The sequence below is a fragment of the Microbacterium sp. genome (assembly GCF_047607225.1).
Classification (GTDB): domain Bacteria; phylum Actinomycetota; class Actinomycetes; order Actinomycetales; family Microbacteriaceae; genus Microbacterium.
This window is the reverse complement of the sequence record NZ_JASGDO010000067.1, coordinates 78362-88807: the sequence shown is the minus strand read 5'-3', so window position 1 is coordinate 88807 and position 10446 is coordinate 78362. Positions and strand designations below refer to the sequence as shown.

The 10446-nt window shown below is 68.3% G+C and carries 10 protein-coding genes; 5 read left to right on the top strand and 5 right to left on the bottom strand.

Features of this window, described 5'->3' with window-relative positions:
• Both QM591_RS13890 and QM591_RS13885 read left to right on the top strand, forming a co-directional pair.
• Positions 1-367, top strand: a 367-nt coding sequence (locus tag QM591_RS13890; RefSeq protein WP_415133044.1) for an aminotransferase class V-fold PLP-dependent enzyme, incomplete at its 5' end; no start/stop codon positions are given.
• The gene (locus QM591_RS13885; RefSeq protein WP_415133042.1) at positions 364-1320 is read left to right on the top strand and encodes a glycosyltransferase family 2 protein; all 957 of its coding nucleotides are present in this window, start codon (positions 364-366) and stop codon (positions 1318-1320) included. The genes QM591_RS13890 and QM591_RS13885, both read left to right, overlap by 4 nt.
• Positions 1321-1333: 13 nt before the next feature.
• On the opposite strand, the gene QM591_RS13880 is transcribed toward QM591_RS13885, so the two are convergent.
• Together QM591_RS13880 and QM591_RS13875 are read right to left on the bottom strand one after the other, a co-directional pair.
• On the bottom strand, positions 1334-3262 hold the full coding sequence (locus QM591_RS13880; protein WP_415133062.1) for an ABC transporter ATP-binding protein: 1929 nt from the start codon (positions 3260-3262) through the stop codon (positions 1334-1336).
• A gap of 44 nt (positions 3263-3306) precedes the next feature.
• The gene (locus QM591_RS13875; RefSeq protein WP_415133040.1) at positions 3307-3945 is read right to left on the bottom strand and encodes a DUF1345 domain-containing protein; all 639 of its coding nucleotides are present in this window, start codon (positions 3943-3945) and stop codon (positions 3307-3309) included.
• Positions 3946-4076: 131 nt separating this feature from the next.
• On the opposite strand from QM591_RS13875, the gene QM591_RS13870 reads away from it, so the two are divergent.
• The gene (locus QM591_RS13870) at positions 4077-5591 is read left to right on the top strand and encodes an MDR family MFS transporter (RefSeq protein WP_415133038.1); all 1515 of its coding nucleotides are present in this window, start codon (positions 4077-4079) and stop codon (positions 5589-5591) included.
• A gap of 20 nt (positions 5592-5611) precedes the next feature.
• On the opposite strand, the gene QM591_RS13865 is transcribed toward QM591_RS13870, so the two are convergent.
• The 3 genes from QM591_RS13865 to QM591_RS13855 all read right to left on the bottom strand — a co-directional run bounded on the left by QM591_RS13865 (position 5612) and on the right by QM591_RS13855 (position 8652).
• On the bottom strand, positions 5612-6967 hold the full coding sequence (locus QM591_RS13865) for a CotH kinase family protein (protein ID WP_415133036.1): 1356 nt from the start codon (positions 6965-6967) through the stop codon (positions 5612-5614).
• 213 nt (positions 6968-7180) lie between these two features.
• Positions 7181-8287: a fatty acid desaturase family protein gene (locus QM591_RS13860; RefSeq protein WP_415133060.1), complete on the bottom strand. Its 1107-nt coding sequence runs from the start codon at positions 8285-8287 to the stop codon at positions 7181-7183.
• 161 nt (positions 8288-8448) lie between these two features.
• Positions 8449-8652, bottom strand: coding sequence for a cold-shock protein (locus QM591_RS13855; RefSeq protein ID WP_067161176.1), 204 nt, complete (start codon positions 8650-8652; stop codon positions 8449-8451).
• A gap of 295 nt (positions 8653-8947) precedes the next feature.
• Here QM591_RS13855 and QM591_RS13850 point away from each other — a divergent pair, with 295 nt between their 5' ends.
• Both QM591_RS13850 and QM591_RS13845 read left to right on the top strand, forming a co-directional pair.
• Entirely contained in the window at positions 8948-9496 is a 549-nt protein-coding gene (locus QM591_RS13850; protein WP_415133033.1) for a type 1 glutamine amidotransferase domain-containing protein, read from the top strand.
• A 7-nt stretch (positions 9497-9503) separates the two neighbouring features.
• Positions 9504-10442 carry a helix-turn-helix domain-containing protein gene (locus tag QM591_RS13845; protein WP_415133031.1) on the top strand — a complete coding sequence of 313 codons (939 nt, stop codon included), beginning with the start codon at positions 9504-9506 and terminating at the stop codon, positions 10440-10442.
• Positions 10443-10446: the final 4 nt, after the last annotated feature.

Below are 10446 nucleotides of genomic sequence, written 5' to 3'. Positions count from 1 at the left end.
GGGGGCGGCGCGCGCCGCCCGCCGCCGCGACGGCTTCTCGGCCCGCGTGCTCGCGCTCGTCCCGCAGGCGCGTGTGACCGGCGATCCGTCGCACCGGCTCCCCGGCACCGCGAGCTTCACGTTCGCGGGGGTCTCCGGCGAGTCCGTGCTGCTCGAACTGGAACGTCGGGGTGTCGTCTCGTCGAGCGGCTCGGCGTGCGCGGCGGGAAGCGACGAACCCTCGCACGTGCTGCTCGCTTGCGGCATCGCGCCCGAGGTGGCGCAGACGGCTGTGCGATTCACCGTCGGACACGGACGCGACCAGGATCTCACGCCGGTCGCGGACGCCGTCGCCGACGCGGTGGCGGCGGTACGATCGGGCGGGTGAGCACTCCCGTCGTCACGGTCATCGTCCCCGGTCGAGACGTCGCAGCGTATGCGCCGGATGCTCTCGAGTCGCTGCGGAATCAGACCTCCACCCAGTGGCGCGCGATCCTCGTCGACGACGGCTCGATCGACGACACCTCCCGGATCTTTCAGGAGGCCGCCACCGACCGTCGGTTCGAGCTCATCCGTCACGACGTGCCGCAGGGCCTCGGTGCGGCGCGCAATGCCGCGCTGGACCGCGTGGAGACGCCGCTCGTGACCTTCCTCGATGCCGACGACGAGTACACGCCGCACGCGCTGGAACGACTCGTCACGACCATTTCCGAATCGGGGAGCGACCTCGCGGTCGGCGCGTACGTGCGCCTGCGTCCGGGCGTGGACGGCTACGTCGAGGGCCCGGTGCAGCCCTGGGTCGCCGCCTCGACCTCCCCCGCGCGCCGTGGAACCACCCTGCGAGAGCATCCCGCGGTCTCGGGCAACATCGTCGCGTGGTCGAAGATCAGCCGCATCGAGTTCTGGCGCCGGCACGATCTGAGGTTCCCCGAGGGACGGATGTACGAGGATCAGGTGGTCGCTCAGCGGATGTATACGCTCGCCCGGGCCATCGACGTGATCCCCGATGTCGTCGTCCGCTGGCGTGAGCGCGCCGACGGGTCTTCCATCACCCAGCACAAGGACGCCGTGGACGTGCTCGTCGACTACGTCACGGCGATGCGCGACGGCATCGCGGTCCTCGACGCGGCCTCCCAGCGCACCGCTGCGGCCGAACGCGTGCGGCTGATCCTCCAGATGGACACTCCGCCGCTCGTCCGGATCGCGAGCACGCACGACGACGCGGCCTACCGGCGCATCGTCGGCGACTTCGTGCGGGAGCTCACCGCGCGAGCGGACGGGGACGCCGTCTCGGTCGACACCGACGCGAGGGGGCTGCTCGACGCCGCGAGCCTGTGGTGAACTCCCCACCGGGTCACCGCGCGCTGCGCTCCTCCGGGCCCGACCCCCACGAGGGTTCTCGATGCGACTCGAGCCCCTCGATCCGCGCCGCCGCCGTCTGCTCCCTCGCGAGCTCCGCGTAGAGTCCGCCCTTCGCCAGCAGCTGCACGTGCGTCCCGGTCTCGACGATCCGACCCGCGTCGATCACGTGGATGACGTCGGCGCCGATCACCGTCGACAGACGGTGGGCGATCGAGAGCGTCGTTCGCCCGCGAGCGACGTTGTCGAGCGCTTCCTGCACGACGCGCTCCGACACGGTGTCCAGCGCCGAGGTCGCCTCGTCGAGCAGGAGGATGGGCGGGTCTTTCAGCAGCACCCGGGCGATCGCGATGCGCTGCTTCTCCCCTCCCGACAGGCGATATCCGCGCTCCCCGACAACGGTGTCGTAGCCCTGAGCGAAGCCGCGGATGACGTGATGGATGTTCGCCGCCGCGCACGCCTCCTCCAGCTCGGCCGAGGTCGCGTCCGGCTTGGCGTAGCGGAGGTTCTCGGCGATCGTCGCGTGGAACAGGTAGGTCTCCTGCGACACGATCCCGATGTGGTCGACGATCGACTCCTGCCGGAGCGTCCGCACGTCGGCCCCGGCGAACATCACCGATCCGCCGCTGGCCTCGTACAGTCGGGGCGCCAGATAGATGACCGTCGTCTTCCCGGCTCCCGACGGACCGACGAAGGCGACGTGCTGACCCGGGTCGGCGACGAAGCTCACACCGTCGAGCGTGGGACGGGAATCCGGCCCCGCATCCGGATAGCGGAAGACGACGTCGCGGAACTCGATCCGCCCGATCGGCCCCGGTGCCGAAGCGACGTCCGTTGCGCCGGGGGCGTCCACGATCGCCGGGCGCAGGTCGAGGTACTCGAAGATGCGGGCGAACAGCGCTCGGGAGGTCTGGAGATCGAGGGCGACGCGCATGAGACCCATGAGCGGCTGGAGGAGCCGCGCCTGAACCGTCGTGAAGGCCACGACCGTGCCCGCCGTGATCGCTCCGGCACCGCCCGCGATGAGCCAGCCGGACACGAGGTAGATGACGGCGGGGACCGACGCCATCAGGACCTGGACCACGGCGAAGAAGCCTTGCCCGCTCATCGCCCGGCGCACCTGCAGCCGGATCTGGTTGACGTTCTCCTCCTGGAAGCGCGCCGACTCCGTGCGTTGCCGGTTGAACGCCTTCGACAACAGGATCCCCGAGACCGACAGCGTCTCCTGCGTGATGGAGGTTAGCTCCGACAGCGACTCCTGGGTCTGGCCGGCGATGCGGGCACGCACCTGTCCGACGCGGCGCTGCACGAACACCAGCACCGGCATCATGACCACGGCGATCGCGGTCAGCCGCGCATCGATGATGATCATCGCCACGAGGGCGGAGATGACCGTCACGGCGTTGCCGAGGATGCTCGTGACGGTGTTGGTGAGCACGCCCGAGACCCCTCCGACATCGTTCTGGAGGCGCGACTGGATGACTCCGGTCTTGGTGCGGGTGAAGAACCCCAGCTCCATCGCCTGCAGGTGCTCGAAGAGCTTCACACGCAGATCGCCGGTCACGGCGTTGCCCACCGTCGCGGTGAGCCAGGTCTGCAGCACACCGAGGGCCGCTGTGAGGAGGAAGAGGCCGATCATGACGGACACGAGCACGCTCAGCAGCCGAAGGTCGGGGGCGGAGCCGGTGACGGGGAAGAGCGCGTCGTCGAAGATCCGCTGCACGATCACGGGAGGGATCACCGCAATCGCCGCACCGAGCACCACCAGGATCCCAGTGACGACGATCCGCCCGCGGTAGGGACGGAACAGGGCCATCACGCGCCGCCCGAGACCGTCGATGCGGGGCGCGTCGGCGTTGCTGCGTCGCTGCGCTTCCTCGTCGACGCCGCGGAATCCCCCGCGGCCGCCGAACCCGCCGCCCATGCTCACCCGCTCACTCTAGAGCGGTCCCGCGACGTCGGGGCCGGTCAGCCGAGCGAGGTGACGAGATTGATGACGGTCGCGAGGATCACGGCGCCGAAGAGGTAGGCGAGGAGCGTCTGGGCGATGACGATCCGACGGATCTCGCCACGGGTCACGTTGGTGTCCGCCACCTGATAGGTCATCCCGAGACCGAGCGAGAAGTAGGCGAAGTCGGTGTACGCAGGAGGCTCCTCCTGATTGAAGTCGATCCCGCCGCCGGGGGTGCCGTAGTAGATGCGGGCGTACCGCAGCAGATAGTCGACCTGGATGAGCCCCCACGATGCGGCGACGGCCACGACGGCGACCCCCGCCAAGGCGAAGGAGGTCGCGGGAGCAGCACCGTGCGTCTGCAGCAGCACCACCACGACCGCCCCGAGACTGGCGATGCTGCCCACGACGGCGACCAGACGAGCGACACGACGGCCGGGGTCCTCGATCTGCGCGTGCGTCCGGGTCTGGGACGCGTTCATCGGCCAGATGACCGCCACCACCCAAACGATGTCGACGAGCGCGAGAGCAGCCCACCCCGCCAACAGGCCCGCGGCGAGGCCGAGCGACGGCGCCACCAGCAGACCGATCACGACGCCGATCGCCACGGCCGCCGCTTCACGGACCGCCGCTCGGCGGGGGTGGAGACGGCGCATGCGGCCTATCGTTCCACGAACGTGAGGCGGATCGGGGAATAGCGTGTCGGCGGTGCGGGTTAGTCTCGTTCAGGCGCTCGGGCTGTGACGGGCGTTCCGCCTCTTTCCGCCGTCTTCGCCCGAGGAGCTTCATGACGTCTGCGACGACCCGCCGTTCCGCCGCGCCTCTGCTCGGCCCGGCCGAGAACCGCATCGTGTGGCTCCTGCTCGCCGCGGCGTTCGTGGCCATCCTCAACGAGACGACGATGGGCGTCGCGATCCCGCACCTCATCGACGACCTCGGCATCACTGCCGTCTCCGCGCAGTGGCTGACGACGGCCTTCATGCTCACGATGGCCGTCGTCATCCCGATCACGGGCTTCCTGCTGCGCCGCTTCACGACGCGCCAGGTGTTCATCACGGCGATGAGTCTCTTCTCGCTCGGCACGCTGATCGCGCTCCTCGCGCCCGGGTTCCCGGTGCTGCTCGTGGCCCGCGTCGTGCAGGCGATGGGCACCGCGATCATGATGCCGCTGCTCATGACGACGCTCATGACGATCGTCCCGCCGCACTCCCGTGGGCGCATGATGGGTCGCGTCTCGATCGTGATGTCGCTCGCCCCTGCCATCGGGCCGACGCTCTCCGGGTTCCTGCTCGAGCTCGGCTGGCGATGGATCTTCGCGGTCGTCCTGCCGATCGCTCTCGTGTCACTGTCGGTGGGAGCGCGCTGGATCCGCAACCTCGGTGAGACCACGCGAGCTCCGATCGATCTCCTGTCGGTGGTCCTGTCGGCCTTCGGTTTCGGTGGGATCGTGTACGGCCTCAGCCAGATCGGTGGGGCCGCGACGCACGGTTCCACCGAAGACGCGGCCGCCGAGGCAGCCGCCCAGAGCATGTCGAGCATCTCGCTCGTCGTGGCTTTCGCGGTCGGTGCGGTCGCGCTCGGCCTGTTCCTGTGGCGACAGATCGTCCTGCAGCGCGCCGACGACGCCTTGCTGGATCTGCGCGTGTTCCGCGATCGCAACTTCAGTCTCGCGATCGGTCAGATGGCGTTGCTCTCCCTCGCCTTCTTCGGCACGATCACTGTGCTGCCGCTCTACATGCAGCGCGCGCTCGGGCACAGTGCCCTCGAGACGGGGCTCGCGGTCCTGCCGGGATCGCTGCTGATGGGTCTGGCGGGCCCCGTGATCGGCCGCATCTACGACGCGCGAGGCACCCGGATCCTGCTCGTTCCCGGTGCCGTCCTCGCGGTGGCCGTGCTGTGGACGTTCGCGATGACGTTCACGGCGACCACGCCGTTCTGGTTCATCGCCGCCGCTCAGACCGTGCTGTCGCTCGGACTCGCGCTGTCTTTCACCCCGCTCTTCACGGCGTCGCTGGGTTCACTGGAGCCCCGCTTCTACAGCTACGGGTCAGCCGTGCTCGGCACCGTGCAGCAAGTCGCCGGAGCAGCCGGCATCGCCGTCATGATCACCGTGATGTCGTCGGTGGCCGCCACGGCTGCGGAGACCGGCGTGGATGTCCAGACGGCCGAAGCGCAAGGCGCCCACTCCGCATTCCTGCTTGCCGCGATCGTGTCGTTGCCGCTGCTGATCGGCGCGTTCCTGATCCGCAAGCCGGCGGACAACGCTGTGGGGGCACCCGCACCGGCAGGCGGCTCTCACTGACCGCGCCGACCGATACGCGTTCAGCCGAGCTTCTGAGCCAGTGCCTCTGACTCTTGGGAGATCGTGTCGGCTGAGACGAGATCGGATGCCTGTTCGTTCAGCACCTCGGTCCACTCCTGGAGCAGCTGCGCGGCGGTGCCGGACTCGATGAGCTCGGACTGCAAGCGCTCGAGCGCGGACTCGTAAAGGGCGTGGAACTCGTCGTTCGCGAGGAACCTCTCGGCCAGGACGTTCGATCCGCCACCGCGCCGGCCGTCCGCGTTCCCCATCGCCGCAGTGGCCGCCATGTCGGTCTGCTCAGTTTCATCGGGCCGCTCCGGCCGGTCGCCTCCGTCGCCGGGTGCCTGACCGCCACCACCGCGGCCGGGTCCCTGACCGCCGCCGGCGTCCTGGCCACCGCCACCCGGCGTCGCACCGAAGGCGAGGTTGAGATCCCAGTTGACCACGGTCATCCGCTGGGTGTCCGTGTCGTAGTACAAATAGGAGTTGTTTCCCGGACCATCGATGTCGTCGAAGTTGTCGACGATCTCCTGAAAAGCCAGATACGTCGCGAACGCTTCGACGTCGAGCCGGTCGGAGAGACCTTCGGCGAACTCCGCGTCGTCGCTCTCGTTGATCCACTGCAGGAACTCGATCAGTGGCGTGAGGTCGTCTTCGCCCGCTTCTTGATCGAAGACGTCCTCGTATGACGCGGGATCCTCGCCGCGGTAGCTGTAGTCTCCACCGGCCTCGGCTTTGTACAGGAGTCCGGAGCCCAGCTCACGGTCGGACCATTCGTCACTGGGGTTCTCGATGACGAGTCTGAGCGATTCGTCGGAACCGGCGACGGAGAGTCTCACCGAGACGGCCTGCTCGGCGGCGAGGCCGGCCTTCTCGAGGAGCTCCAGCGCCAGTGCCTCGTTAAGCGATGTCTGAGAACTGTTGCCCCTCACCACCAGCTCCGTCGTCCCCTCGAGGTTCTGGCCGTCCACGAACTTGTCCAGCCGGATGATCCAGGGCAGGTCTTGAGGATTCTGCGAGCTCAGGTCCGCATCGGCATCGGTGGAGAGGCCCCGAAGAGACGAGTTCCCCTTGAGTTTGAGTCCGACGTCGGAGAAGGTCTGACCGTCGATCACCACGGTCGCCGAGATCCACTCCTTTTCCCCGGTCGACAGATACGTGTCGATCATGTCCGTGTACTCGTCAGCGTCGTAGTCGATGGAGATCGAGTGCACGGTCGATGAGTCCCACAGCGCCGCGTCCAACGAGGATGCGACGGTGGCGGACGATTCCGACGACGCTGCGTTGTCGACGGTGACCGAACACGCCGCTAACGAGCCGCCGAGAAGGCTGAAGACGATGACGGGGGCGAGGACGCGGGAAGCACGAGAGGTCATTCCTCTATCGGAGCCGACGCCCCTTTGCGCGACGCACAGGGAACCTATGCGTCGTGTGCGAATGCGCGGGACTCAGCCGCAGGTGCCGCCGCCGCAGCACGACCCTCCCTCGGAAAGGACCTCGATCAGGTTCTTGTCGTCGGGAACGGACTGCAGCTGCGGGGTCGGAAGGTTCGACGTGGCCATGTCCCCATCCTACGACCGTGCAACGACTCAGGCGCGGCGATACGTCGCGGCCATGGGGCAGTCGAACGGGTCGCGTGCGCCCAGGCCCACCCGGTTGAGATAGGCGATCACGATCGCGTACGACCGCCACAGCGTGGTCTCGGTGTACGGCACGTCGTAGGCACGGCACTGGTCGATGACGATCTCGCGCGCACGGGAGAGAGCGGGGCGCGGCATGTTGGGGAAGAGGTGGTGCTCGATCTGGTAGTTGAGACCACCCATCAGCCACGTCGCCCACCAGCCGCCGCCGATGTTGCGCGAGGTCCTCACCTGCTTGCTGAAGAAGTCGAGCCGAGCGTCGGGCGCGATCACGGCCATCCCCTTGTGGTTCGGCGCGAACGATGCGCCCATGTACACGCCGAACACGGCCAGCTGAACGCCGACGAACGCGAACGCCATCCCGAGGGGCAGGAAGACGAACACGGGGGCGACGAAGACGATGAAGCGGGCGACGAGCAGCCCGAGCTCGATGAAGCGCCCCTTCACGGGCGCACGTCCGAGCAGGTGCCGGATCGCGAGGGCGTGGAGGTTCAGGCCCTCCAAGGTGAGGAGCGGGAAGAACAGCCATCCCTGGTGCCGCGTGAGGAGGCGCTGGACACCTCGCGCTCTCGCGGCGTCCTCCTGCAGGAACGAGATGGTGTCGACCTCGATGTCGGGATCCTTGCCGACACGGTTGGGATTGGCGTGGTGCCGGGTGTGCTTCGTCGACCACCACGAGTAGCTCATGCCGACGACGCCGTTGCCGAGCAGACGCGCGAGCCGGTCATTGGCGGGACCCGACGCGAGGATCTGCCGGTGCGCCGCCTCATGCGCGAGGAAAGCGACCTGCGTGAACAGGATCCCCAGCGCCGCCGCGATCAGCAGCTGGAACCAGCTGTCGCCCAGCAGGACGAAGCCGGTGATGCAGCCTGCGAAGGCCACGGCGATCGCGGCACCGACGAACCCGTAGAACCACGGCGTCCGCCGGAGGAGTCCGGTCTCTCGCACGACCTGCGCGACCTCGGTGTAGGCGCGGGTGAGGGGCGGGAACTCGTCCGTCCCGGCGTAGGTCTGTCGAAGCGGCCCGAGGCGAGGGGCAAGAGCGGGAGTGGAGATGGAGACACCTGCTAGAGATCGGGACCCGGAGGCCGGAGAGCCAAAGGCGGACGCCGATCGCTATGCCCCACCGTACGCAGGCCCACATGGCGGCAGCGGCATGGGCCTGGACAAACGAAAGCCGGGCCCCGTGCAGTACGGAGCCCGGCTGACGGGAAGTCTCAGAGCGCGCGAATGTTCGCTGCCTGCATGCCCTTGGGGCCACGCTCGGCGTCGAACTCGACCTTCTGGTCTTCGCGGAGTTCCTTGAAGCCTTCGCCGGCGATCGCGCTGAAGTGAGCGAACAGGTCGGCGGAGCCGTCATCGGGAGCGATGAAGCCGTAGCCCTTCTCGGAGTTGAACCATTTCACGGTGCCAGTGGCCATCGTGTCTTTCCTTCTGTTGTTCGGGCCGCCGAGGCGACCGGGGTGCCGAGCCGAAGGTTCCGACTCGGACGTATGTGGGTGGTGTGGAGGACAGGCGAGCGGATCGCGTGTCGGAATCGGAGGACACCGGAGCAAACCATCATCAACCCGTCTGCATCGAGAGAGCAGAGGATCGGGGACGAATCGGCCGGACAGGACGACTGAGCCTAACACGGTCGCCTGCTGCGCCGTCAGTGCCTGTGCGTAAGTTGTCAACCCCCTCTTTCGTGTCGGCGGGCCGACCTAGCCTGCCGTCATGACTCACCTCAGCGGAAAGAAGGTCGCCTTTCTCGCGACCGACGGCTTCGAAGACAGCGAGCTCACCTCGCCGTGGGAGGCGGTGACATCCGCCGGAGCGGAGGCCGTGCTCGTCGCCCCGTCGAGCGGCAGCATCTCCGGAAAGAACGGACACACCCAGTCCGTCGATGTCACGACGGACGGTGCTCGGGCCAGCGACTTCGACGCGCTCGTCCTTCCCGGCGGCGTCGTTAACGCCGACCACCTGCGGCTCGACGCGGCGGCAGTCGACTTCACGCGCGACTTCTTCCAGCAGCACAAGCCCGTCGGCGCGATCTGTCATGCCGCCTGGATCCTCGCGGAGGCCGATGTCCTGTCAGGGCGGACGCTCACGAGTTACCCGAGCCTGAAGACCGATCTGCGCAACGCCGGTGCCACGTGGGTGGATGAGGAGGTCGTGGTCGACGAGGGACTGGTCTCCAGCCGCACACCGGATGATCTTCCCGCCTTCAACGCGAAGGTGCTCGAGGAGATCGACGAGGGCGCGCACTCGGGCCAGACCGCATGACGCGGCGATGATCGAGAGGGTTCGTATCCACACCACGGGAGCGGATGCCGTCGAAGAGACGTGGCATTCCGTGGTGCCTTCGGCGCATCTCCGACGCGCCTCCCACCAGCAGTATCGGTTCTCGTGGTCCTCGGCCACCTGGGAAGGGGTTTCCGTCGTCGCCTACGACCTCGACGCCCCGGTGCGCTCGCACGCGGCGCCCGAGGACCAGATCATGGTCTGCCGGCTGACCGTCGCCGGCGGCGCCTGGGACGAGGAGGGTGCGCTGAACGGCGACCTCCCGTGGGCGACCGACGGACGCCCCATCAGCGCGCGGTGGGACGGTCGCGGCCGGGTCCACGCTCTCGTGTTCGACCGTTCCGAGCTCGAACGGGCGGCTCATGCGCTCACCGGCCGGGAGCATCCGCGTCCGCATCGGTGGGACACCCGTCCGATCTCCGGCGCGGCGGCGCGTCATTGGGACCGCACCTATCGCTACGTCGCCTCGTCGGTCCTCGGTGACCCCGACGAGCCCAGTGCGCTCGCGGCAGTCGAGCTCCGGCGCCTCGCCGCACACGCGACCCTCGTGGCGTTCTCGCCGACCTTCCTCGACGACGCCGACCGCACGTCGCAGCGGCGCGCGGCCCCGACGAGCGTCCGACGCGCACTGAGTTTCATCGAGGCGCACGCTGACCAGCCGATCGCACTCGACGACATCGCGCGTGCGGCCGGAATGTCGACGCGCGGACTGCAGTACGCCTTCCGCCGCGCTCTCGATGTCACGCCCATGCAGGCGCTCCGACACGCACGACTCGTCGCCGTGCGCGAAGAGCTGCGCCGGGAGGAGACGACGAGCGTCGCCGAGATCGCCCGCCGGTGGGGGTTCATCCACCCGTCGCGCTTCGCCGCGCACTACCGTGCCGCGTTCGGCGAGAGCCCTCACGCGACGCGACGGAACCGCGGATGATCAC